Source organism: Halioxenophilus sp. WMMB6 (assembly GCF_033283405.1).
Classification (GTDB): domain Bacteria; phylum Pseudomonadota; class Gammaproteobacteria; order Pseudomonadales; family Cellvibrionaceae; genus Halioxenophilus.
In genome coordinates, this window is record NZ_JAWMQR010000001.1 from 654,541 (window position 1) to 680,536 (window position 25,996).

The window sequence follows — 25,996 nt, forward strand, 5'->3', positions numbered from 1 at the left end:
AGAAACTTGATCGCATCCGGCACCTTGGGATAGCAGTCGTCGGTTAGCTAATTAACGCTGCACTGTGGGCCTATCTTCATTATTAAGTTGTTCTTCTCCAACTGGAGCGACTTTATAACTCAAATACCCAGTGACTGGCTAGGTTTTCACCCCTTTTCCTACCAAGGCAAAGCGCGTTACCGCCCGCCGCAATAACTTCAAAGCGGCTTTGTCTTCAGCGTAAGCGGCCAACTCAAACAGATCGAGAATCTCCTGCAATGCAGCATGTTGTTTGGGATAGCGTTGCTGAAGGCGCTCAATAAAACTTCTGGCGCTCTCTCCCTGCCTGCGTACCAGCCCTTGCCTCCGGCACTTTTGGCAAAACTTAACAAACAGCCGCATCTCGGTCGGCAAACGTGTGGGCCTATTGGCCAACCAGATATAGAGGGTAACCAGGCCAAGGATCAGCGCAACGCTGCCGACCAGCAGCAGTCCGGCATTCCACCAGGTGATAACACCAAGCAGAGAACTCAACAGGCCCAACTGCTGCTCCTGATCATAATTCAACACCCAGCGCTGCCAGTTGTAGTTCCAGATATCCAACTGCAAGCGCAGTCGGTTCATCAGGTTGATATGGCGATAGGCCTCTATTGAGAGAGGATTGCTCACCGAGCGCGCAAACACCGCTTGAATACCCGATTCCACCCGCTCTGGTGCTACCGCTGCGGTAGGGTCGACCCGTGTCCACCCTTTTTCCGGCAACCAGACCTCCGCCCAGGCGTGGGCATCCGACTGGCTTACCTGCATAAAATTTTCGATCCACTCCCCACCCTGATAACCGGCAACCACCCGTGCGGGCACCCCGGCGGCGCGCATAAAAAAGACAAAAGCGCTGGCGTAGTGTTCACAAAAGCCCTGCTTGGTACGCCATAAAAAATCGTCAACACTGTTTACCCCCAGAGGCGGTGGCTCCAGGGTATAGGTGAAATCACTGCTGACCATGGTCAGAAAACGCTGAATCAACGCTTCGCTATCCACCGAGCTCTGTGCCCACTCCTGTGCGGTTTTGCGGGTTGTGGGGTTTACATCAACGGGCAGCTGCAGATTGCTCGACTCAGCCCAGGAGGAGAGCTCCTCACGATCGAGCGTGTAGTTCAGGCTTGAACGAACCTCGTACTTCAATCGTTGTGAGACCACCCCCTCTTTCACCAGGGTAAAATCACGGGTAACGCCCGTACCGCTCTCATCGACTTCCGCCAATGGCAGGGCAAATAACCAAGGCTGATGGGTTGGTTCAAGGATGATTTCGTACTCTATCGGCGCGGACAAGGCCTCGCCTTGCTGTCGCCAGCTTTGGTGAGGTTGACGACTCGAACCATCAACCCACTCCACCAGAGTACCCTCCGGATAACTGCCCCAACGACTGGGTGACCAGGTACGGCCATCGAAATAGGACATAACAATGCCCCGCCAGTAGAGGTCGCGGTTACTCGGCACGGCACCGCGAAAACTGACGGTAAAGGCTCTACCACCATCCTGGGTGAGTTTGGAAATATCACCTGGTGACATACTGCCACTGACACCGGTGGTCGCAGCGTTTTGCGGTAACGGCACCGACCAAAGTGATCCCAGGCGTGGGAACACCAGGAACAGAACCACCATAACCGGTATGCACTGCAGCGTCAGTTTGATGGCCAGTGGCAAGGTGGGTATGGGCCGGCTGTTCTGCCCCTGGTTAAGAGAAATCAACGTGGCAACCAAGAGTACAAAGCAGAGCAACGAGTAGATAAAGTCGACGATAGTCTGGCTAAACAGAAATTGCGTGGCCGTGGTAAAAAAGCCCAATAAAACCACGGTCATGGCATCTCGGAAGCGGTGCATCTCCAACAGTTTTAACATTTTGGAGAGAATCAACAGCCCCACCATCGGTTCCAGGCCGAGTAGCGTGCCATATTGCCAGCGCAAGCCAACCACTGATATCAACGCCAGCAGCAGTTTTATCCAGCGACCGGGTGTGTACCACAGGCCGCGATGCAGCTGCACCCGCCAGATTAAGATGCCGATGATTGCCGCTATCTCCCAAATGGGCAGATGCCGGCAATGGGGAACGATTACCGCCACTAACGCCAATAGCATCCAGGCGAGGGAGGCGCGTGGCAGCGCTAACGCCGGGCTCACGGCTGCCCCCCTCCCGCAACGGAAGTGGTTGGTGGTTCAAACAGCGCCAGTGCCTTTAGAATGCTTTGCAGATGATTTTTACCACGGTTGGGAGGCAACTCTAATCCGGGCAGCTTTAAACCATATTCATCTCTCAATTTTTCCGCCTCCAGCGCAAGATACGCCAGTCGTGACAATCGTGCTTCACGGTCGAGGCCAGGCAGTAAGCTCCAATCCAACCAAATTCGGGTATCGAGATGGGCACTGTAGTTTTTGGTGTGTAACCCCCTGCCCTGTGCATAGTGTTTCCAGGCAACGTGTTTAAGCGAGTCACCCGCCTGGTAACTGCGCAGGCTGTAAAAATCTTCGCCGCCGCTTACTGGCTGCAGCTGTCCCTGCTGATGATCGGAGGCTGAATGAGGCAATGGCTTACAGGTAATTGGTTTAGGGTAGGTTAATATCAAAACATCCAAATCGATATGACTCCAGCAACGCCACAGGCCAACCGGAAAGGTGGTCTCCAATGTGACTCTGGGTGGTCTATACCAACCACGCTGTTTGGCGGGCACATACAGAGTGATTAATTGCGGCTCGTCGCGCGGTAGTTGCAGTCGAATGCGATTACCTTCCGACCAATAGGCATCAATAGCAAAGCGATTGACGCCGCCGGGAGTAAATTGCAATTGCACTTCAGACATCTCGCCGGCAAAAACCGGTTTTGCCTGGAGGTATTTAATTTCTAAACGGAAAAGGTTGTTAAAGGTGTGAACAATGGCAACCAGAAAAAGTGCCGCTAAAAAATAGGCGAGCGCGAGTGCCAGGTTGTTTTCGTAGTTGGTACCCAGCAGCCAAATTAGAGAAGCCGCGAACATATAGCCCCAACCATTGGCGGTCGGCAGTATAAACAGCTGCTTCTGGCCGAGTTTTACGCTCTGCCGGCGCGGTATTGCCCGTTCTAAAAATCGCTGAAAACGCCGCTCAACCCAGCGCCGGGGTTTAGCCAATAACTTCCACATTTTCCAAGGCCCGTTCCACCAATGCCAAACCGCTTTGGCCGGTGTAATCGGCAAAATCTCGCACTCTGTGGCCCACTACCGCGGGTAGCAGCGTTTGAATATCTTCTGGTACCAGATGGCTGCGGCCGTGCATTAGCGCCCAGGTACGTGCGCAGCGCATCAGCGATAAGGCTCCGCGGGTGGAGATGCCAAAAGCAAATTCGGCAGAGGTACGGGTGTATTGAATCAACCGTTGCACATAATCCAGAAGCGCCGGCGAGGCCTGCACCTTGTTGGCGGCCTCAACAATAGCGGCCAACTGTTGCGGCTTTATCCGACAGCGCAAACTATCAAGTTTTGCCCGCGGATCAACACCGGCCAACAGTTGTCGCTCAACACCTGGGTCGGGGTAGCCCAGGCAAATACGCATTAAAAAGCGGTCAAGCTGAGATTCCGGCAGTGGAAAGGTGCCGTCTTGCGACGAGGGGTTTTGAGTGGCGATAACAAAAAAGGGCTGGGGCAGAATTCGCGTTTCACCATCAATGGTGACCTGCCGCTCCTCCATCGCTTCTAACAGCGCGCTCTGCGTTTTGGGCGAGGTGCGGTTGATCTCATCGGCCAACAACAGCTGGGTAAAAATGGGGCCCGGGTGAAATTCAAAGCGGGTATTTTGCTGATCGAAAACGGAGACACCAATAATATCGGCCGGTAGCAGATCGCTGGTGAATTGTACCCGGGCATATTGTAGGCCGAGCACGCGCGCCAAGCTCTGCGCGAGTGTGGTTTTACCCATCCCCGGTTGGTCTTCTATGAGCAAATGGCCTTGGCTGAAAAGACAGGCCAAGGCCATTTTGACTTGCAACTCTTTGCCAAGAACTACTTTACTGACCTCGGCGACTAACGATGATACCAGGGGTTCCATTTACCCTATGCCTTACTCTGTTGAAGGTTGGGCACACTACCAACGTACGGCTCAGCTGACGCGCAGCCCTGCGAACGAGAGTTCTATATGCCAAATGTTTTTATAGTAAAGCATCAAATGGGCAAATTAGCCTAACAACGGTAGCTAGCAGCAGCAAAAGCTGTGCAGCAGTTCCTATTGCAGAACTGCGGCTATGCCCCGCTCCAGGTCGGCGATCAGATCGCCACTGTCTTCGAGGCCAACAGCAATACGGATCAAGCTTTCGGTAATGCCCGCATCGGCCTTCTCCTGGTCGCTAAGACGACCATGGGTGGTGGTGGCAGGATGGACAATCGTGGTTTTGGCATCACCCAGATTCGCCGTCAGCGACATCAGGCGGGTGGCATCAATAAAACGCCAAGCCTCCTCGCGCCCACCAGCAACCCGAAAAGAGAGCACACCACCAAAGGCGCGCTGCTGCTTGGCTGCCAAACTGTGGCCCGGGTGTTCCGGCAAACCGGCATAGAAGACTTTTTCGATGGCTGCGCTGGGCTTCTGGCTCTGTTCGACGAGCCAGGTGGCGAGTGTAAGCGCATTGGCAGAGTGGGCATCCATTCTCAACTTGAGCGTCTCCAGCCCCTTGAGGAATACCCAGGCGTTAAAAGGGCTCATGGTCGGCCCACAGGTACGAATAAAGCCCAGCACTTCGTCCATATCGGCTTGGTTACCGACAACCGCACCGCCCACACAGCGGCCCTGCCCATCCAGGTATTTGGTGGCGGAGTGGACGACGATATCGGCCCCCAGCGCCAACGGCCGCTGCAGCGCTGGCGTACAGAAACAGTTATCCACCACCAATCGGCACTGGTGCTGTCTGGCCAGGCTGCTTAAGGCCGCCAGGTCGACCACATCGCACAGGGGGTTGGATGGGGTTTCGACAAACAACAGTTTTGTTTGCGGCGTAACGGCCGCTTGCCACTGGCTTATATCCAGCGGGTTAACAAAGGTGGTGGTTACACCAAATTTGGCCATGAATTTGGTAAACAGCACTGAGGTGGTACCAAACACACTGCGGGAGCAGATCACATGATCACCAGCGGCCAAAAGCGCCATACAGGTACTGAGAATAGCCGCCATACCCGACGACGTGGCAACTGCGGCCTCGGCCCCTTCCATTGCCGCCAGGCGGTCCTGAAAGGTACGTACCGTGGGGTTGGTGTAACGAGAGTAAACATTACCGGGCGCTGCACCGGAGAAGCGATCTGCGGCGGCCTGGGCCGATTCAAACACATAGCTGCTGGTCGTGAAGATCGGCTCGCTGTGTTCGCCCTCAAGGGTACGCACCTGGCCGGCTCGAATCGCCAGGGTCGCCACATCGGCATTGGTTAAAAAGTCATCATCTATCATGATTGTTCTAACTTGGGCTCCACTTAGGCGTAGTGACTGGCATCACTTTCGTTGTGTATGCCTATTAGCGCTTCTTCATCGCTGGAGATAAGGTTCATCGCTTTGCTGTGATCATTGCGGGCGGCATCGAGGTTATCGAGATACTGCTGGTCGACGTCGCCGGTCACATACTCACCGGTAAATACAGCGGCTTCGTACTGTTCAATGTCGGGGTTGCCATCCATAGAAGCGGCAATCAGGTCGTCGATGTCCTGATAGATAAGCCAATCGGCGCCAATCTCCTGGCAGATCTCCGCTTCCGTACGGCCATGGGCAATCAGCTCATTGGCGCTCGGCATATCGATACCGTATACGTTAGGGTACTTAACCGCCGGCGAAGCGGAGGCAAAATAGACTTTATTAGCGCCGGCATCTCTGGCCATCTGGATGATCTGCTGGCAAGTGGTACCGCGCACAATGGAGTCGTCCACCAACAGCACATTTTTACCCTTGAACTCCAACTCAATAGCATTCAGCTTTTGGCGTACAGACTTTTTGCGCTGTTGCTGCCCGGGCATGATGAAGGTCCGGCCGATGTAACGGTTCTTAACCAGACCTTCCCGGAATTTAACGCCTAGATTTTGTGCCACCATCTGGCCGGCGACCCTTGAGGAGTCGGGAATGGGAATCACCACATGAATGTCGTGATCGGGCCGTTCGCGCACAATTTTAGCGGCCAGACGCTCACCTTGGCGCAGGCGTGCTTTATAAACCGAGACGCCATCCATAATGGAGTCCGGCCGAGCAAAATAGACGTGTTCAAAGATGCAGGGGCGCAGTTTGGTCTGTTCGGCGCACTGTTTGGCAAACAATTCGCCATCGCTGGTGATAAAGAGCGCTTCGCCCGGTGCCACATCGCGCACCAACTGGTAGCCGTTAACGTTAAAAGCAACGCTCTCGGAGGCGACCATATGGGCAGTACCCTTGTCCGTACTTAACTGGCCATAAACCAGCGGTCGAATACCGTTGGGATCACGAAAAGCCACCAGACCATAGTTGGCGATCAAGGCCACCACAGCGTAGCCACCTTTAACCCGCTTATGGACGCTGGCCACCGCGGAGAAGATATCCTCAGCCGTCGGCACCAATTTACCCAACTTTTGCAGTTCGTGAGCAAAGACGTTGAGCAACACCTCAGTATCGGAGTCAGTATTAACGTGGCGCAGGTCGGTTTTATAGAGCATCTCGGCGACAGCGGCGGTATTGGTCAAGTTGCCGTTATGCGCCAGGCCGATGCCGTAGGGTGAGTTAACATAAAATGGCTGCGCCAGTGCCGGGCCGGAACTGCCCGCGGTTGGATAGCGAACGTGACCTATACCGAAATTACCCACCAGACGCTGCATGTGACGCGAGCGAAAAACATCGCGTACCAGGCCATTGGCTTTTTGTTGGGCGATACGGCCGTTATGACAGGTCATGATGCCTGCCGCATCCTGGCCCCTGTGTTGCAGCATCGTGAGAGCGTCGTACAGCTCTAAATTGACATCAGAATGCCCTACGATTCCGACTACTCCACACATACTTTAGCCTCTTCAAATAGCTTACGGCCGGCCTGTTTGGTGGTTGGGCAGAAGAACCAGAAATCAGCCATGACCAAACCAGATTCCAAACAAGGATTGCACTTCTTTAACAACAACGTTAGCGGCAGACTCGAGCTTCAGGAATTGAGGTATTAATACCGATTCCCGCCACCAGGTGTCCTGATTAATGGGCAGCACATGTGGCACCAGTAACACCAGCGCCAGCACCACCAGCACCCCGCGCGCCAAACCAAACAGAAAACCGAGGAACCGGTCGGTACCAGTAAGCCCGGTGATGGCCACCAAATGCGCCAAGAGATGATTAACCACACCACCAATCAGCAATGTCATAACAAACAAGATAGCGAAAGCGACGGCAACTCGCAGCGAAGGTGTGGTTATAAAATCGACCAGGAGCGATGCCATTGGCTCGCGAAAGGTCAGGCTGATAACGATAGCCAGCAGCCAAACCGCCAGTGACAACGCCTCTTTAATGAAACCGCGCCACAAACTAATTAGTCCGGACAGCAGTAAGATAGCCAGAATCGATATATCAGCCCAGTTCATTTACATTCTTTGGTGTTCTGGCGTCTCAAAAACTTCAGTGTTCACTTGCGTGAGTTCTAAACTGGTGCGAATTCTAACAGTTGAAGGAAACTCCGTGCCAGCGGCATTTCCGATTTTCTCTCGCTTAGGGCGATAACTTTAGAACCAGCGTATTGGCGTTTAATGCTTTATCCAACTTCTTTTTGATACTTTCGGCGTCTTCCCGTTCAATGCTGGGACCAACATAAACCCGATAGATCGCCTGCCCCTGGTAGCTGGCCTCACGGCTATAGGCGCGAAAATCCTGGCTAAGTAACTTGGTTACCATGGCATTGGCCCGCTCCTGATCCTTAAAACTGGCCACCTGCACTACCCAGGAGATTGGCAAGCCCTGGTCACTCAATACGGCGTTGTTATCTGCTACTGGCCTTTTAGCTGTGATTACTGTTGGGCTTGGGCTACTGGCTGTAGAGCTGCTCGGTGCAGGGCTGTTGGCTGCAGGACTGCTGGTCGTGGAGCTACTTGTTGGTGGCGGTGGCGTCACGCTAGTGGGCTCAGGTTCACTCTCCGCCAGAAACACCTGGTCTTGGGTGGGCGGTTCGGCAATATCCACGGGCGGCTGAGGCTTCTCGTGTGGGTAGAGGGTAAACTCCGGCATCGGTGGGATCTGGGTGTTGGTATCCACCAGTTGATCCTCTTTGCGCTGGAGCAGACTCGGTAGAAAAATCACCCCGATAGCGGTCAATACACAAGCCCCGATGATTCGCTGCTTAACACCACTATCCATGGCGGCACCTCCGGGGGCTGAAATTCCTCTTTGTAACTGAACGTCGTCCGACCATTATCATTTACTTAATCCAAATTGTGGCTCTGTATCGCCTGTTTCCCTACTGACAGTGACCTCGGGGGCAAGCAGGCACGCTTCCACGGTATAAAACGAGCCGAACACCACTACCAGGTCTGGCTGCGCAGCCTCTGCCGCTGTTAACGCCGCGGCCATCTCCTCGCAACAAAGCGTGTCTCCCCCGGCGCGTTGCAATGCCCGCTCGACATCCTTGTTATCTGCGGCCCGGTCATTACCTGGAAGCTGCGGTAAAAACCACTGGTTAACCAGAGGAAGCAGGGGCTCAATAATCTCTGGCAGTGATTTATCCGCCATCACAGCAAAAACTGCCGCTAACTTTAAGCCATTTGCAGCTGTTTTTGTGCGCTCTGTAAGCAGATCCGCCAACAACCTGGCTGAGTCTTCATTGTGCGCCACATCGAGTATCAGCGGCAGGTTTCGATAACTGGCGGCCTGAAATCGGCCGGCAAGCGCCAGCTTGTGGGCGAGCTCCTGGCACTGCTCATTACTGGGCAATTGCTGGAGCTCAGAGAGCGCCGTCAGCGCTGCTGCGACACTGGCGAGGGGTAGATTGGGGCGAGGCATGGTTCGCATCTGCCTTTCGCTGGCAGAGTTCTCTTGCCACCAGTGCAGCAGACCACCCTCCTCCCGCCAGTTAAAGTCGATACCCACCTGTCGCAGTCGCGTTTGTCTGTTTCTGGCCGCGTCAGCGATAGAGGCCGGTGGCTTACGGTCAGCACAAATGGCCAACTGCCCGGGCCGGAATATCCCGGCCTTTTCTGCGCCTATTTTCTCCCGGGTGTCGCCCAGCCACTGAATATGATCGATTCCGATAGAGGTGATAATGGCGATATCAGCGTCCCAGATATTGACCGAATCCAGACGGCCACCCAAGCCCACTTCCAGCAACCAGTAACGCACCTGATACTCCGCGAAGAGCCAGGCGGCCGCCAGTGTGGAGAATTCAAAATAGGTAAGGCTAATCTCGGCTCGGGCCTGATCAATCGCCGCAAACGCCTTTAGCAGATCATCGTCAGCGACATCGCTTCCATTAATACGTATACGTTCGTTGTAGCGTAGGACGTGGGGAGAGGTGAAGGCACCGGCAGAGAGCCCTTGGCCAAGCAGAAACTGTTCTAAGCTGCGTACGCAGGACCCTTTGCCATTGGTGCCCGCTATGGAGATCAGCGTGCAACCCCGAGCTTTGAGCGTCGGGGTATCGAGCTGTAGCCGATGGGCGACCGTTGCGATACGATCTAGGCTCATATCGATGGCTTTCGGGTGCAGCGTTTGCTGCCACTCCAGCCACTGGTCTACGGTCTGGTAACGCATCTTGCGACTCGAGGTTTTAAACTTAAGCCGCTACGCCGGTCAGTTTTGCAAGCAAGGCGTGTATTTTGTCACGCAGTTCGTTACGGTGGATGATCATATCAATGGAACCATGCTCCAACAGAAACTCACTGCGCTGGAAACCAGGCGGTAACTTTTGACGAATGGTCTGCTCGATAATATTAGGCCCGGCAAACCCAGAGCGAGCGCCCGGCTCGGCAATATTGATATCGCCCAGCAGTGCCAAAGAGGCGGAAACACCGCCGTAGACCGGATCTGTCATGACCGAAATGTAGGGAATGCCGTTCTGTTTCAGTCGCTCGATAATGGCACTGGTTTTAGCCATCTGCATCAGGGAGATCAACGCCTCCTGCATGCGAGCACCGCCGGTTGCAGAAAAACAGACCAGCGGCATGTTTTCAGCCAAGGCGAGTTGCGCCGCCCGGGTGAAGCGCTCGCCTACCACGTAACCCATAGATCCGCCCATGAACGCAAATTCGAACGCGGTGGCTACTACCGGTAGGTTGTGCAGAGTGCCGCGCATGGCAATCAGCGCCTCTTTTTCACCGGTGGCCTTCTCCGCTTCTGCCAGACGATCTTTGTATTTCTTATTGTCTTTAAACTTCAGGCGGTCACGTGGCAGTACATCGGTAGCCAACTCTTCGCGGCCGGCTTCATCCAGGAAGATATCCAAACGTCGGCGGGCACCAATGCGCATATGGTGGTCGCACTTGGGACAAACATCGTTGTTACGCTCAAGTTCGGGCCGATAGAGCACCGCTTCGCACTTCAAACACTTCTTCCAAAGGCCTTCCGGTACTTTGCTAGCCCCACGTTTACGCTCACCTTTGGCGATATTGGGTCGAATTTTATCTAACCAGCTCATAATTCAATCTCTCTACGTAACGCCTCAATAGGCGTTTAAGAAGTTTATAGTTCGTCCAATGCCGCTCGAATCGGCTTGATAAGTTCTGCAACAGCGCCAGCAATCTGCTCGGCTGGCTGTCCGGCCATTTCGCCCATTTTAGCGACCAGCACACTGCCGACAACCGCGCCATCGGCATGTGCAGCGATGGCCTTGGCCGATGCACCGTCTTTGATACCAAAACCTACGCAGATAGGCAGATCGGTATACTGACGAATACGGGTGATGTTTTCAGCGACATTGGCTGCATCTAGGTGGCCAGCACCAGTAACCCCTTTCAATGACACATAGTAGAGAAAACCAGAGGCCAGGCTTACGATCGATTGCACCCGCGCGTCGGTGGTGGTGGGCGCTAACAGGAAGATATTTTCCAGCTCGGCAACCTTCAACTGGCTGTTTAAATCGGCGGCCTCTTCCGGCGGCAGATCCACCGTTAGCAGGCCATCGACACCGGAGGCGGTTGCCAGCTCGGTGAAGGCCGCATAGCCCATACGCTCTACGGGATTGGCATAGCCCATAAGCACGACCGGGGTTTTACTGTCGGTTTTGCGGAACTCCGCTACCAGAGCCATGGTACCGCGCAGGCTGGTATGGTGCTCCAGAGCACGCTCATGCCCCTTTTGTATCACTGGCCCTTCGGCCATGGGATCTGAGAAAGGCACGCCCAATTCAATGATATTGGCGCCATTGGCCACTAATGCGTGCATGGTGGGCAGAGTTGCCTCGGGGCTCGGATCACCATTGACGATGTAGGTTACCAGGGCTTTACGACCCTGCCCTCGGAGCTCAGCCATGCATTGATCAATACGGTTCATTCACTAATTCGCCTGTTCTATATGGTGATGCCATCGATGGCTGCGACGGTATGAATATCTTTATCGCCCCGTCCGGATAGATTCACCACGATAATCTCATCTGGCGTCATAGTGCGGGCGAGTTTATCGGCGTAGGCCACCGCGTGGCTACTCTCCAATGCCGGCATTATGCCTTCAACCTTGGTTAGCATACGGAAGGCCGCCAGTGCCTCCTGGTCATCAATGGCCACATAATTGACCCGACCGAGATCTTTCAACCAGCTGTGTTCGGGGCCAACGCCTGGGTAGTCCAAACCGGCAGAAACTGAATGGGTTTCGATAATTTGGCCGTTTTCATCTTCCATCAGGTAGGTACGGTTGCCGTGTAAGATCCCGGGAATGCCCTCATTTAAAGGAGCGGCATGGCGACCGGTTTCGAGGCCGTCACCTCCGGCCTCCACACCATACATCGCTACCGAATTATCCGCCAGGAAGGGGTGGAAAAGGCCAATGGCATTGGAACCACCACCGACACAGGCGACCAGCGCATCCGGCAGCCGTCCGGCTTGCTCCAGACACTGAGCACGCGCTTCACGACCGATTATGGACTGGAAATCGCGCACCAGCTGCGGGTAAGGATGAGGCCCAGCAACGGTACCGATAATATAGAAGGTATCGTCGACATTGGTTACCCAGTCGCGCATAGCCTCGTTCATGGCATCTTTCAGCGTTTTGGAGCCAGAGGTGACGGGGATTACTTCTGCCCCCAGCAGCTTCATTCGGTAGACATTGAGCGCCTGACGTTTAACGTCTTCTGCCCCCATGTAAACCTGGCACTCCATACCTAAACGGGCCGCAATAGTTGCCGTCGCCACACCGTGCTGCCCAGCTCCGGTTTCAGCAATAACGCGTTGTTTACCACTGTGTTTGGCCAGCAGTGCCTGGCCAATCGTATTGTTCACTTTGTGGGCGCCAGTGTGGTTGAGGTCTTCGCGCTTCAAATAAATTTGAGCGCCGCCGGCCAGCTTGCTCCAACGTTCAGCGAGGTACAGGGGGGATGGCCGCCCGACAAAATAGGCGAGATCGCGATCGAATTCGGCTAGGAACTCGGGGTCGGTCTTTAACCGTTGATACATGGCATCAAGCTCGTCGAGCGCGGTTATCAGGGTTTCGGATACAAACCGGCCGCCATAGGGGCCAAAATGACCGCGACTATCGGGAAAAGCCGAATAGTCGACTGCCATTGAACTGTTGCTTTGCTGGTCGTTAGCCATTATCTCTTCTCAAATTAGCAAATTCATTGCGCTACGCGCTTGTGCAGTGAAACGGATTTAACCGTACGGATAAAATCAGCCACTTTTTGGGCACTTTTTACGCCGGGTGCCGATTCCACCCCACCACTGACATCTACGCCATAGGGCGTTGTCTCCCGCAGTGCCTGAAGGATGTTTTCCGGGTTTAGGCCACCCGCCAGAATCAGTGGTCGGGCCCCAGAGTTGGGAAAACGGTGCCAATCAAAGCGTTGGCCGGTACCTCCGGGAACACCGGGCTGATAGGCATCGAGAATGAAGCCTGCCGCGTCCGGGTAGGCGTCGAAAATGGGCTCCAGTTCGAGCCCCGGTGCCATTCTAATCGCCTTGATGAATGGCCGCTGAAACTGGCGGCAATATTCGTTACTTTCACTGCCGTGGAACTGCAGAACATGCAGCGGTACCGACTGCAGGCAGCGCTCCACTGCGCTCTGTTCAGCATCAACAAAGAGCCCAACCACGGTGACAAATGGCCCGACAGACAGGGCTATCTCTCGAGCAAGCGGTTCTGCCACGTTGCGGGGACTCTTAGCGTAAAACACCAATCCAATGGCGTCGGTACCTGCCTGTTTGGCTGCTAATGCATCCGGCACGGAGGTAATACCGCAAATCTTGGTCCGAGCCACTTCGCCACTGGTCATAAATTAGTCAAAAAACTGATGAAATTTCAAGATCGCGCATGATACCAGATCACAGGTAATTGCCGCCAACGGCAGTGATAAAAGCGTTAACTTCAACCTTGCAGTGGTATCTCCAGGAAACCGGGGCCGGGTCGCGAGCCGGGTAGACCAAAGTTACCCGGATAGGCCACATTCACCAGATAGAGGCCCGCGGCCGGCGCTGTAACTCCGCCCTGACAGCGATCCCGGGCTTCAAGCACATGGTTTACCCAGGAGAGGGGCTTTTCGCCAGCGGCTATTGTGGTCAGTACGCCGACAATATTGCGCACCATGTGGTGCAAAAAGGCGTTGGCCGAGACCTCTATAATAATGAATGGCGAATGCTCAATGATCTTCAAGTAATGAATAGTTCTAACCGGACTTTTAGCCTGGCACTGCGCTGCTCGAAAGGAGCTAAAATCGTGCTCCCCCTCCAGTAGCGCCGCGGCTTGCCGCATCACCGTCAAATCCAAACAGCGTTTATCCCAAGTTACCAGGCCATTCTGGATGCCTGGCCGGGTAGGAGAATTGAGAATGATATAGCGATAGGTTCGGCTTTGAGCACTAAAGCGGGCATGAAAGCTAAAGGGTACGGCTTTCGACCACTGAACCGCGATCTGGTCTGGCAGCTTAGTATTGACCCCCATCGTCCAGGCTTTTAGAGGACGCTCGGCCATAGTATCGAAGTGAATCACCTGGCCGCTGGCGTGCACACCCGCATCTGTGCGTCCGGCGCATACCAGCTCAATGGGCTCCGCCGCAATATCAGACAAGGCAAGGTGCAGCATACCCTGTACGGTTTTTGGGTCGTGCTTTTGCACCTGAAACCCGCGAAATAAGCCGCCGTTGTACTCAACACCCAAAGCAATTCGCTGCATACCTTGGGGAATTTCAGTCTCATTAAATACTTCACAGTTGCGACTGTAAGGCTTGGTCATTGGTGGGGTTACCGGAAATCTGGTCGTTCTATAAAGCTAGCGTGTGCCGGCCATTGTAGCTCTGGAGTACGAAGCCGTCACATCGAACACTATGCTTCAAACAAAAACCCCAGCACTAGGCTGGGGCTGTGGGGTGTGAAGCAACACGCTTTTAGGACGGGATTTTATCTAACAGTGTTTTTGCTTCCGATTTTTGTTGATCACTACCCTCTTGTAGTACTTCATTGAGAATATCGCGTGCGCCCTCACCGTCCCCCATATCGATATAGGCTCGGGCCAGGTCGAGTTTGGTGTCGGATTCGTCCGTATCGGCGAGAAAATCCATGCCATCGTCCAAATCGCCATCAGACAATGAATCTTCATCATCGAAATCGGCGAAATTCTGCTCTGAAGAGGCCAATACCTCATCAAACATGGCATCTGAACTTAATGAATCGTCCAGCTCATCACCGCCCATAAAAGAGTCGGTATCGTTAAGTTCAACCTCACCAGCGAGAGCGTCCATTTCGTCGTCTAAGGCGTCGAGGTCGAGCGCTGTATCAAAATTAAGATCGTCACCCAGATCCTGTAGGTCACCATCCGAGTCGTCGGAATCCATCAGCGACGAACCACTATCGAAGCTCACCTCTTCTTCCGGAGTGTTGTCGTAGCTTTTTTGTGGTGTGATCAGATCGCCCTCGGACAACGCATCGTCGCTTGGCTCCTGCCCTTCAATTGCAAAATCAAAATCACTATCAAGATTGACCGAGTCATCGCCAAGATCATCATCCAAGCCAAGAGCAGCGAAGTCTAAATCTGAGTCGATGTCATCAAACATTGACTCGCTCAGCTCATCGCCCTCAAGGGAGAGATCATCCATATCAGACAACTCGTCGCCTTTGGCTTTGCTGTTACTGCTGACGCTCTCCTCTTGCAGAGATACCGCAGGCGCTTCCGGCTCGTCGAAATCGAGCGAGAAATCGCCATCCAGATCGAGAGTTTCTGGCTCTTCATCGGGAATGGAGAGCAGCTCATCTTCAGAGCTCTCTTCGCTGGATAGATCGAGGTTGAAGTCATCTAGGCCCAGATCATCAGAAAGATCCAGCTCATCTTCTGCAGCTTCTGCCGTTTCGGTTTCACTACCCAGATCAAACGACAAGGCGATATCGTCATCGTCACCCAAAGAGAGGCTATCCGATTCCAACTCCAGCTCACCTGCGGTGGAATCGGACATATCATCAAAGTCGAAGTCGAACTTGCTATCAGTGGCAGCTGCGCTGCCAACATCTTCACCAGCATCGTCAATGGCATCAGACTCAGCGTTCAACATGTCTTCGAAGTCCATGTCGAGGCTGATCTCATCACCAAGCCCACCGTCCTCTGGCTCAGCAGTGGTCTCTTCCGATTCAAATTCGGGATCAAGGTCGAAATCGAAGTCGTCAAACTCACCGGATGTGCTGCTATCTTCATCCAACGCAGAGAAATCATTTACCGGCGCAGAATTGTCGATGCTGATCGTCTCTTCATCGTCATCTAACTCTGCAGCCATGGCGTCAAAGTCGAGTTCTTCAACGGGTTTCTGCGCCACAGAACCTGCTGCGGCCACGCCAGCTGCCACAGCAAACGGGGCCGCGTCAGCGAACTGACTGCGCAACACGGCTCCACGACCAATGGCACCGCTATTTCCGGAGGCATGAACCTCCTGGAAATTCTCATCAAATTTCTCTAGTTCGCCAGATTCCGCGTAAACTTCGAGCAACTTAACACGGGCATCGGTGTTGGCAGGATCGGCACGCAGCGCGCGTTTCAGCATCTGCTCTGCCTGATCATACTTGCCATAGGCTATGTAAATATCAGCCTCAGCAATAACCTCTTCTGGAACCAGGTTACTGAGGTCTTCCTCTTCCTCAGCAAGCTTCTCAGTAGGTGTTTCGATATCGCTCTCAAACGGCTCCATCTCGGTATCGAAATCACCATCGAAAGATTCACCGTCGATGTCCAGCGTTTCGTCTTCGTCCGAAGCCTCTTCGAACGGATCAAATCCCTCTTCTTCCTCGTCTTTTTTGCCAAGCAGTTTTTTAACAAGAACGAAGATCGCCAACAGCACGGCCACTAATACCGCAGCAACCAGGACAATATTGTCCATAATTTTGTCGACCAACGAGGGCTCGGGCGGTGTTGAAACAACCACCGTGCGGGCATCCGGTTTGGTAGCCGGGGCCGGTTTGGCCGGGGGCGGAGTCGCCTCCTCGGTTGTAGGTGCTTCAGCGGCATCATCAGTGGTGCCTGCCGGTGCTTCAACGGCGGCTTCTGCAGGAGTCTCTTCGGACGCCGCGCTGCTGGCATCGGCCATCTCAGCCTCTGGCGTAGAACTTTCGGCCGGCTCTGCGGTTACATCAGTGTCTTCATCCTGGGCGGATTGCTCCGCCGCCAATTGCAAGGCGCGCAACTGCTCATTGGAGACCTCGACCAGGCGCTCCATTGTATCGATCTGCTCTTCGAGATCAGCAATGCGACCTTTCAGCTCAGTGTTCTCGCGATTGGCGGTATCAAGCTGCTCCATTGCGATGGCCAGATCGTTCTCCAGAGCAGCGGAAGACTGGCTATCTGAGCCTCGGCCAGATCCCGGTGAAACTGAAGTGGAGCTATCGTCACCAACTCCAACCGTTACACGGCCACCTGTGGATTGTGGACCTGTAGCTGAGCTCTTGCGGGTATCAGAGACCAATGTTGGGCCGCTGCTCGCGCCTTGACTCCACCGGTCATTCTGGAAGGCAACCTCGTTGATTGCCTGAGTACGACTCAACTCGGAGATCTGTTCGCTAGTAGGGACCCGCAGAACCTGGCCCTTACGCAATAGGTTGATATTGTTATTGATAAACGCCTCAGGGTTCAGGCGTTGAATAGCGATCATGGTCTGCTGAACGGTATATTGGCTACCTGGACGAACTTTTAATGCGATGTTCCACAGGGTGTCACTGGCTTGTACTGGGCCATAGGTGTCGCCTGAGTAGCTGGCCGGCACGCTGCTGGGGGCGGTAGGAGTTGGGGCGCGCGGGCGAGTGACAGGAGCGCTGGACGCCGGCGCAGTGTCTGTCTGGACTGGTGTTGTAGTTGCCGGGGCGCTGACTGTGCTCTCCGATTGAGCACTGAACACCGGCAGATCCATCAACAAGGTGTATTCACGCAGAATACGACCACTCGGCCACTGGCTCTCAATCAGGAAGTTTAAAAAGGGCTCTCTTACTGGCGAGTTGGTAGTGATGTGAACCACCGGTCCACCTGGAGCCTCGAGGTCAACACTGAACTTCATCCCCGTCAGGAAGAAGGTTTTATCGACGCCGACACGCTCGAAATCAGCATTGGAAGCCAAACCCACCAAAATCTCTTCTTCGGTTAAGTCTCTAACCTGAAGCAGTCTGATTTCCGCGTTTAACGGCTCATTCAGCGAGGAATTTAGCTTAATCTCTCCAAGGCCAAGTGCAGAGACCTGCTCTGCAACCACAAAGCCTACAGCGGAGATGATTGATGCCAGTTTACTAAGACGCATTGGACGCCCCTTTATTATTTCCATTGCATGTCTGGGTTAACTGTTTGCAAACGACTCACCGCCTGGTTTAGGAAGTGACTTATGCGTAGCCTAAAACCCTGATTCTTTACGAGGAGATGCTCCCAGCCTCGCTCGAGACACCATAAACCTCGAATTTGGATTCATAGATCCACGTAAGTATTCATTATAAATAGCATTTTCGCAACGATAGCGCCGCCAAATGGCTCGTTTATATCATAATTATCTTTATTATGTTGATGTAATCCACAGTTTTAGAATTTAGCACGCGATCAAAAAAGTGCGTAATCGAGCAGCGGCACTGGGTCACAGATAGCGAAAGGGCCGCAAAGCGGCCCCAACAGCGATAGCGTATAGACTACTTTTCCAACAGGATTCGCAGCATACGGCGCAGTGGTTCAGCCGCTCCCCAGAGTAACTGATCGCCTACAGTGAAAGCGTTCAGATATTCCGGCCCCATACTCAGTTTACGCAACCGGCCGACAGGCACACTTAAAGTTCCGGTTACTTTGGTTGGGGTCAAATCAGCCATTGATGCTTCCCGGGTGTTGGGTACCACACTCACCCAATCATTGGCCTCTTTAATGAGTGATTCAATTTCGTTTAACGGAATATCACGCGTTAATTTAAGTGTCAGCGCCTGGCTGTGGCACCGCATTGCGCCGATACGGACACAGGTGCCGTCAATGGGAACTGGGTTGGCACTGGTGCCCAATATTTTGTTGGCCTCGGCCTCGGCTTTCCACTCTTCCCGGCTTTGGCCAGAATCCAATTGAGTGTCAATAAATGGCAACAGACTGCCAGCCAGCGGGTAACCGAAATTGGCTGTCGGGAAATCCGAACCGCGCATGGTCTCAGCGATCATGCTGTCGATGGTTAATATCGCGCTGGCCGGATCGGCAAGCTGATCAGCAACGGCGGCGTGCAAAGCACCCATTTGCGAGATCAACTCACGCATATTTTGAGCACCGGCACCACTGGCCGCCTGGTAAGTCATCGCTGTGGCCCACTCGACCAAACCAGCCTTGAAGAGCCCCCCCAAGGCCATCAACATCAGGCTTACAGTACAGTTGCCGCCGATAAAGTCCTTGGCGCCAGCGTGCAGCTGATCGGTAATCACATCGCGGTTAACCGGGTCGAGAATAATGACCGCATCATCGGCCATACGCAGCGCCGAAGCTGCGTCGATCCAATAACCCTGCCAACCCGCCGCACGCAGCTTTGGATAGATCTCTTTGGTGTAATCGCCTCCCTGACAGGAGACGATAGCCTCCATTGATTTGAGCGCATCAATGCTATTGGCATCCAGTAAATCGGGGCAATCTTTACCAATGGCAGGGGCTTTACCGCCCACGTTAGAGGTTGTGAAAAAGATCGGCTCAATATCGGCGAAGTCATTTTCCGACTGCATCCGCTCCATAAGAACAGATCCCACCATTCCTCGCCAACCAACAAACCCTACACGCATTTTGAACACTCTCTGCCGCTCGTTATATGAAAGGCCGCGATTCTACCACTCAAGCGATCATGCGGCTATGGACCAGGCACCGATTCCAAGGTCTCCTAGGGCCCTATTTCGTCTGTGGTCGCTAGCCCCTTACCCACCAAATTAGCTGTCGAGCCAGACCGAATCGGCCCACTGCCAGATATTGGGCCAACTATCGGATCCGTCGTCTGGCCAGGTGCTCACCTCGCCCATTGGGTCAATAACGTAATACCCCGCGTGATACTCGCAGATAGGCAAAAGATGACGCTCGAGCCCCTCTTCCCAAGCTTTGGATGCCATATCCGGAAGATAAGTGTGGGCAGCCGGGTCGGCGATGGTGGCGGGTTCCAAATGGCCATAGATCACGTCGCTGACTTCCAATAGAAATTCTCTATATTCGTCTGGCAGGTGTATCAGTAATGCCTCTTGCACCTCCACCAGCTGCTCAAAACTGGGCAATTCCAGCGGTACGGGAACACTCTCATTAGCCTCACGCAATCGTTCAATAACTTCTTCCATTGGTTCCTCGCACAAACCTAGCAGTAAACAGATGACAACCCATCGCCAACATGGCGGCTCCACCGTAAAAAGTGAATATTTTGTGATACAACGCTTTCACACTTATTGCCACATTTATAGTCAGATAACCTACCCCGCGCCAGATCAATCTGTAGTCTGGGATTGTGAAAGAGATCCGTTGTAGGATAGTCCGCGAGCGCATAACAGGGGTAGCACGAATCGGCTCAGCAACCAGAGCCCAGCTAAACAACATGGATATCAGCTCATGCTTATACAACCAGATAACTCAGGTGTTGCAATGGATATACAACCCAAACACGCCCCTGGTGACCACAACCACAAGGTTCAAGTCAAAAACCAGCGTATCCTGGTGGTGGAGGATGAACAGGATATCGCCAACTTGATCAAACTCCACCTCCATTCAGATACCTGCCAGGTAGAGACCGCATTCGATGGCCTTGAGGGTCTAAAGAAAGCCGTTGCTGAAACCTGGGATCTGATCATTCTGGATTTACAACTGCCGCGGCTGGATGGCCTTGAGATTTGCAGGCAGATACGCGCCAACTATAACTACGTGCCCATCCTCATGCTCACCTCACGCGATACCGAACTCGACCGGGTGCTTGGCCTGGAGTTAGGCGCAGACGACTATCTAACCAAACCTTTCAGTATTCTGGAGTTATCGGCCCGCGTAAAAGCGCTGTTACGCCGGGTCAGTATGATGGGTGAACTCAGCCAGGAGAGCTCTGACATCCTGGTACGCAATGATCTGATCCTCGATCGTACCCGTCGAACCGTCACCGTCGCGGGCAAAATGGTTGAGTTAACAGCCAAAGAGTTTGATCTCCTCTGGTTTTTTGCCTCCCATCCCGGCCGGGCATTTACCCGTCTGGAGCTGCTGCAGGAGGTATGGGGCTATGGCCACGAAGGCTATGAGCACACCGTTAACTCACATATCAACCGTCTACGGGCAAAAATAGAGCCCGATCCGGCCAACCCCACCTTTGTCCATACGCTTTGGGGTGTCGGCTACCGCTTTGATACCCCCAACTGAGCGCGGGGGTAAAGCTTAGGTGCCTATATACGGAAAGTTGTCCCTGCTGCTGGTGACCTTCACCTTGATGGTGAGCGCCGCCATCGTTTCGGTAAGCCTATGGAGCACCAATCAATACCACGCCGAGATCACACAGCTTCTCAATAAGGAGCTGGCCAGCTACATCATCAAACATCAACAACCGTTATTCGACGATACCGGTGCGGTCCGAGACAAAGTATTAAAAGATACCGCAATGCACACAATGATGATCAACCCGCTGGTCGAGGTCTATCTGCTGGATGCCGATGGTCAGATTTTGGGCCACGCCCTCAACACAGACGACGTGATTTTAACCAGCGTTGATCTAGAACCCATCAAACACGCATTAAGTGGTGAAGCCCAGGGCCCCATCTACGGCTCGGATCCGCGCCTACCAAAAGAACGCTGTATATTTTCAGTGGCGGAGATTTCAAATAACGGCGTTACTGAAGGTTATCTGTATGTGGTTTTATCCAGCCAACTGTTCCAGACATTGGCCGAACAGTTAAGCTCCAGTTACGTGATGCGGGTAACCTTTGCCGCCATAGCCGCACTGCTGCTGGTATTATGCCTGGGCCTCTACCTTGGTTTTAGCCGCATAACCAAGCCCCTTAAACACCTCACGGATCAAGCCCGCTCCTTTTTCAGTGAAGAGCAAGAGGCACTAACCACCAGCAAAGAGTTACCGGCCGATGAACTAAAAGCCTTAGAGGCCTCTTTTTCGGTAATGCAGGAGCGGATTAAAAGCCAGTTCCGTGAGATGCAACAGAGTGAGCGCCTAAGAAGAGAGCTGATATCCAATATCTCCCACGATCTGCGCACACCACTGGCCAACATCCAAGGCTATATCGAAACCACCCTACTAAAGCTGGGTGAACTGGATGAAGAACAACAAAAAAATTATCTCAAAATCGCGTTAAAGCACAGTAAGCGGTTAGGCAATTTAATTTCCGCCCTGTTTGAATTATCCAAATTGGAGAGCCGCAGTGTCAGCGTCGACAAATCCCCCTTCCCCCTGGCGGAGCTGATTAGTGACATCAGCCAGGAGTTTGCCATTCAGGCCGAACAAAAGCGGGTCAAAATAAAATTGCAGCCAGGCGATAACAATTACATGGTCTTGGGTGACCTAAGTTTAATTGAACGGGTGTTTCAAAACCTGATCGACAACGCCCTACGTCATACTCCTGAAGGTGGCGAGATCTGCATTAAACTGAGCACCGACAACCACAGTGTTTACGTAAGCTTGAGCGATACCGGCACCGGCATTAGCCAAGACGAAATACCCTATATTTTTGATCGCTACTATCGCAGCGCTAATGCCACACCGGTTACCGCACAATCCGGCACCGGTCTGGGGCTCGCCATTGTCAAACGTATACTGGAGCTGCACAACAGCAGAATCAGCGTAATCTCCAAACCGAACGAAGGTGCTCGTTTTGAATTTCCTTTACCGTTAGCGCAATAATTTACACCATCAACAACCTCTATTTTGACTGGTTTTTTGCTTTTGTTGTGCTTGCCCCAAGGGCAACAGCCTCTCAATTTATTTCGCACACACTCACGCATATTTAACCAATTGATAACCCGTTTCGAATAGCCTCAAAAGCAGCTATACGGTAAAGAGGTATTTACATCTCTTTACACTAGGCCTCAGCACTTTCATTTGCCCGTCACAATACTTTCATAGCGATGTAAGAGAATCCCCGCCGGATTGTTTCTTAGGGATACCTAAATAATTGTTATGGGGATTTATAAATGGGTCTTAAACCAAAACTGTTAGCCGTTTCAATTGCGGCTGTAATGCTCGCCGCCTGTGATGGCGACGATGGCCGCAACGGTGTTAACGGCACAGATGGTATCGATGGCAGCACTGGTCTGAGCAGTCTCACTACTCAGACAAACATTGCTGACGGTGATGCTACCTGCTTCAACGGTGGGGTACGCATTGATAGTGGAGTGGATGCCAACTCAGATGGCATTTTGAGCAGCAGTGAGATCGACACAACCAACTATGTGTGTAATGCCGCGAACGTGAATTCAGCGAAAAACTTTCAACGCATCGCCACCTTCCCGGTCTGTTTACAAATGGATGCCACCTGCGATGTCGATGACGAGACTGTAGCTGAAATTGTTGCGGCAAGCAGTGATGGCAAAACATTGATCTACACCGACAGCCAGCGAGAAGTTCTTGGTTTTACCGACATCACCAATCCTGAGCAACCCGCCGCCTTGGGCGTACTTCCTCTTGCCGGAGAACCCACCTCAGTTGGTGTTGCCGGCGATTATGCGTTAGCTGCGGTAAACACATCAGCCGATTTTATCAACACATCCGGTGAGTTAGTAATTGTTGATATTGCCACGCAAACCGCCGTTCGTACCATCGAGCTGGGTGGCCAACCCGATTCTGTAGCCATTAGCCCAGACGGACAATACGCCGCCATCGCCATAGAAAATGAACGCGATGAAGATCTTAACGATGGTGCTCTGCCACAAGCGCCTGCCGGTTACCTGGTAGTTGTAAATTTAGCAGGAGAACCCGCCGCCTGGACCAGTACTAACATCGACATGACCGGCCTGGCCGATATCGCCGCGGGTGATCCAGAACCGGAATATGTCGACATCAACAGCGACAACATCGCTGTCGTAACTTTTCAGGAAAACAACTATCTTGTTTTGGTTGACTTGGCCAGCGGAGCCATCGTTAATCACTTCTCCGCAGGAACCGTTAACCTTACCCAAATTGATAACGTTGAAGAAGACCCAGCCATTATTTCGCAGACCGATTCACTGGATAACATTCCCCGAGAACCCGATGGCGTAACCTGGCTGAACAGTGAATATTTTGTCACGGCAAACGAAGGTGATTGGCAGGGAGGCAGCCGCGGATTCACTGTGTTTAATACCGAGGGTGAAGTTATTTTCGACTCCGGCAACTCACTGGATCATCTGACGGTACAACTAGGTCAGTACCCGGACGGCCGCTCGGAAAACAAAGGCAATGAGCCGGAAAATGCGGAATTTGGCGTGTTCGGCAGCGAACGATTCCTATTTGTAAACTCAGAGCGCTCAAGCCTGGTATTTGTTTACGATGTAGCGGATTTCACCAAGCCTGCTTACAAACAGACTCTGCCCGCCGCCTTAGGGCCTGAAGGCGTGGTGTCCATCCCCTCCCGTAATCTGTTGGTGGCGGCAAGTGAAGAAGATGCTCGTGGTGATAAGTTCCGTGGCTCTCTCAACATCTATCGTTATGGCACACAACCAGCCAGCTATCCTACGCTCTACTCAACTGAGCGTGAAGACGGCACACCCATCCCCTGGAGTGCTATGTCTGGCCTGGCTGCCGATCCGTTATCGCCTAATACGCTCTACTCTATCGAAGATAGTTTCTATGGCAAAAGCCGTATTTTCACTATCGATACCAGCAGCAAGCCAGCCCTGCTCACCCACGAAACCCGCATCAGTGATGCCAAAGATGTTTTTGCCGGTATCAGCACTGTTGCGCTAATGGATCCCTCAGTCAGTGATGATGACCCCACGCGCGCCGATGTCTTTGATGAAGCTGACCTGGCCCTGTTAATTAACGACGATAAGACCATCAACGTTGACCCCGAAGGTATTGCCGTTGCCAGCGATGGTGGTTTTTGGGTGGCCTCAGAAGGCAGTGGTACCGTGGGTGACGCCGGCCGCCCCGTGAACAGCCTTAACTTTATCTTCAAAACGGATGCTTACGGCGTTATTGAATCCGTAATCACCCTTCCCGCCGCCGTTAGCGACAACCAGCTACGTTTCGGTTTTGAAGGGGTTGCGGAATACAACGGTGCCGTTTATGTGGCTTTCCAACGGGTTTGGCCAGGCGATAGCGCAGTTCGTATTGGCGTTTACAATATTGCCGGTGCCAGTTGGAGCTTCCTCAACTACACCCTGGATGCTCCAGAGTCGCAAAACGGTGGCTGGGTAGGTTTGTCTGATCTCACCTCTCTGGACGATGGTCAATTCATGGTGGTAGAGCGGGACAACCAGGCCGGCCCTGATGCTGCGATCAAGCGACTCTACCGCTTTGATGTAACTGGATTAGTGGATGGCGATACCGTAACGAAAACCCTGGTTCGCGATCTAATTCCCGACTTGGCCAAAGCGGGTGGTCTGATTGCGGAGAAGATTGAGGGTATGGCGCTATCGGCCGATGGTGATGTCTGGATCATCAACGATAATGACGGTGTCGATGACAACAGTGGTGAAACGCAGTTGTTAAACCTGGGTCCTATCCTGGACTAAATGCCAATTAGACCTGGAGCCAACCGAGATCAGGCGGTTGGCTCCAGCCTTTCTGCTTTGCAATAACCCTTGCCACTACTCACTGACAGAACCTTTAACAGTACTCACTGGCCAGCGTAGAGACTAACGCCTCTGCCTGTTCATAAAGCTCAGCATCGCCCTCAGTTAACACCTCCAGCAGTGCTCTCTTCTCGGCAATGTAAACCTTGGCAAAGGTTGGGTCATGCTCCACGATAGTCGAGACGTTATCGATAATATCGGCCAGTTTAATCGTCTTTGCCCGGGAGCTTGCCCTGGCCGTATGATGATAATCAACCGCTTTACGCTCCTGCCGAGCGCTATCCATATTGCCGGAAAGGTTGGTTAGCTCGGCCACCAGAGTGGCGATGTCCTCGCCGAACTCAACCTCCAGTTGATTCAGTGTAACTTTGGTATCCTCAACAACATCGTGTAACCAAGCCGCACAGATCATGGCAATATCTTCCGTTACGCTGGAAACCAGTCTAGCAACCGCGGCAGGGTGAACAATATAAGGCTCATTGGTATATTTGCGTCTTTGGTCGATAGCATTGTGTGCGTTTTGCGCAAACTCCATCGCCTTAACAATTAACATAAGAAAGCCTTTTTACAGTTAAACGTTATCGGCTCCGCCCTAAGTTTCACAGCTGGTATCCATCAGCAATTACTGGGTCAGACAAGCCTATGGTCGTTGCAAACCTAAAGCAAAAGCCAGTGAATAGCAGCCAGATAA

General features: G+C 53.0%; 20 protein-coding genes. 3 read left to right on the forward strand and 17 right to left on the reverse strand.

Going from position 1 to position 25,996, the window contains the following annotated elements:
- Positions 1-138: 138 nt before the first annotated feature.
- The 16 genes from SBL51_RS02805 to SBL51_RS02880 all read right to left on the reverse strand — a co-directional run bounded on the left by SBL51_RS02805 (position 139) and on the right by SBL51_RS02880 (position 19,895).
- On the reverse strand, positions 139-2,157 hold the full coding sequence (locus tag SBL51_RS02805; protein ID WP_317929013.1) for a DUF3488 and transglutaminase-like domain-containing protein: 2,019 nt from the start codon (positions 2,155-2,157) through the stop codon (positions 139-141).
- The gene (locus tag SBL51_RS02810; RefSeq protein WP_317929016.1) at positions 2,154-3,152 is read right to left on the reverse strand and encodes a DUF58 domain-containing protein; all 999 of its coding nucleotides are present in this window, start codon (positions 3,150-3,152) and stop codon (positions 2,154-2,156) included. Before SBL51_RS02810 ends, SBL51_RS02805 begins: the two co-directional genes overlap by 4 nt.
- Positions 3,133-4,053, reverse strand: a complete 921-nt coding sequence (locus SBL51_RS02815) for an AAA family ATPase (protein WP_317929018.1) — start codon at positions 4,051-4,053, stop codon at positions 3,133-3,135. The genes SBL51_RS02810 and SBL51_RS02815 overlap by 20 nt, the downstream gene beginning before the upstream one ends.
- A gap of 174 nt (positions 4,054-4,227) precedes the next feature.
- Positions 4,228-5,439 (reverse strand): O-succinylhomoserine sulfhydrylase, encoded by a 1,212-nt coding sequence (locus SBL51_RS02820; RefSeq protein WP_317929019.1) that lies wholly within the window; start codon positions 5,437-5,439, stop codon positions 4,228-4,230.
- 23 nt (positions 5,440-5,462) lie between these two features.
- Positions 5,463-6,998 carry an amidophosphoribosyltransferase gene (gene purF / locus SBL51_RS02825; RefSeq protein WP_317929020.1) on the reverse strand — a complete coding sequence of 512 codons (1,536 nt, stop codon included), beginning with the start codon at positions 6,996-6,998 and terminating at the stop codon, positions 5,463-5,465.
- Between the two features lie 63 nt (positions 6,999-7,061).
- A complete protein-coding gene (locus SBL51_RS02830) occupies positions 7,062-7,565 on the reverse strand; it encodes a CvpA family protein (protein WP_317929023.1) in 504 nt (167 codons plus the stop codon).
- 124 nt (positions 7,566-7,689) lie between these two features.
- Entirely contained in the window at positions 7,690-8,331 is a 642-nt protein-coding gene (locus SBL51_RS02835; RefSeq protein WP_317929025.1) for an SPOR domain-containing protein, read from the reverse strand.
- Positions 8,332-8,388: 57 nt separating this feature from the next.
- A complete protein-coding gene (locus tag SBL51_RS02840) occupies positions 8,389-9,720 on the reverse strand; it encodes a bifunctional folylpolyglutamate synthase/dihydrofolate synthase (RefSeq protein ID WP_317929027.1) in 1,332 nt (443 codons plus the stop codon).
- A gap of 22 nt (positions 9,721-9,742) precedes the next feature.
- Positions 9,743-10,603, reverse strand: coding sequence for an acetyl-CoA carboxylase, carboxyltransferase subunit beta (gene accD, locus SBL51_RS02845; RefSeq protein ID WP_317929028.1), 861 nt, complete (start codon positions 10,601-10,603; stop codon positions 9,743-9,745).
- A 44-nt stretch (positions 10,604-10,647) separates the two neighbouring features.
- Positions 10,648-11,457: a tryptophan synthase subunit alpha gene (trpA, locus tag SBL51_RS02850; protein WP_317929030.1), complete on the reverse strand. Its 810-nt coding sequence runs from the start codon at positions 11,455-11,457 to the stop codon at positions 10,648-10,650.
- A gap of 17 nt (positions 11,458-11,474) precedes the next feature.
- Positions 11,475-12,710, reverse strand: coding sequence for a tryptophan synthase subunit beta (gene trpB, locus SBL51_RS02855; protein ID WP_411860448.1), 1,236 nt, complete (start codon positions 12,708-12,710; stop codon positions 11,475-11,477).
- A 23-nt stretch (positions 12,711-12,733) separates the two neighbouring features.
- Positions 12,734-13,387 carry a phosphoribosylanthranilate isomerase gene (locus tag SBL51_RS02860; protein ID WP_317929032.1) on the reverse strand — a complete coding sequence of 218 codons (654 nt, stop codon included), beginning with the start codon at positions 13,385-13,387 and terminating at the stop codon, positions 12,734-12,736.
- A 92-nt stretch (positions 13,388-13,479) separates the two neighbouring features.
- A complete protein-coding gene (gene truA, locus SBL51_RS02865; protein ID WP_317929933.1) occupies positions 13,480-14,283 on the reverse strand; it encodes a tRNA pseudouridine(38-40) synthase TruA in 804 nt (267 codons plus the stop codon).
- Between the two features lie 211 nt (positions 14,284-14,494).
- Positions 14,495-17,872: a FimV/HubP family polar landmark protein gene (locus tag SBL51_RS02870; protein ID WP_317929035.1), complete on the reverse strand. Its 3,378-nt coding sequence runs from the start codon at positions 17,870-17,872 to the stop codon at positions 14,495-14,497.
- Between the two features lie 376 nt (positions 17,873-18,248).
- Positions 18,249-19,358, reverse strand: a complete 1,110-nt coding sequence (gene asd, locus SBL51_RS02875) for an aspartate-semialdehyde dehydrogenase (protein ID WP_317929037.1) — start codon at positions 19,356-19,358, stop codon at positions 18,249-18,251.
- A gap of 141 nt (positions 19,359-19,499) precedes the next feature.
- Positions 19,500-19,895, reverse strand: a complete 396-nt coding sequence (locus SBL51_RS02880) for an SMI1/KNR4 family protein (RefSeq protein ID WP_317929039.1) — start codon at positions 19,893-19,895, stop codon at positions 19,500-19,502.
- Between the two features lie 298 nt (positions 19,896-20,193).
- Between SBL51_RS02880 and SBL51_RS02885 the strand changes: the two genes are divergently transcribed.
- From SBL51_RS02885 to SBL51_RS02895, 3 genes are all read left to right on the forward strand, one after another.
- A complete protein-coding gene (locus SBL51_RS02885) occupies positions 20,194-20,949 on the forward strand; it encodes a response regulator transcription factor (RefSeq protein WP_317929041.1) in 756 nt (251 codons plus the stop codon).
- Positions 20,950-20,968: 19 nt separating this feature from the next.
- A complete protein-coding gene (locus SBL51_RS02890; RefSeq protein ID WP_317929043.1) occupies positions 20,969-22,435 on the forward strand; it encodes a HAMP domain-containing sensor histidine kinase in 1,467 nt (488 codons plus the stop codon).
- A 290-nt stretch (positions 22,436-22,725) separates the two neighbouring features.
- On the forward strand, positions 22,726-25,245 hold the full coding sequence (locus SBL51_RS02895; RefSeq protein ID WP_317929045.1) for an esterase-like activity of phytase family protein: 2,520 nt from the start codon (positions 22,726-22,728) through the stop codon (positions 25,243-25,245).
- Between the two features lie 94 nt (positions 25,246-25,339).
- Here the strand turns inward: SBL51_RS02895 and SBL51_RS02900 are convergent, their stop codons facing one another.
- Positions 25,340-25,858 carry an HD domain-containing protein gene (locus tag SBL51_RS02900; RefSeq protein ID WP_317929048.1) on the reverse strand — a complete coding sequence of 173 codons (519 nt, stop codon included), beginning with the start codon at positions 25,856-25,858 and terminating at the stop codon, positions 25,340-25,342.
- Positions 25,859-25,996: the final 138 nt, after the last annotated feature.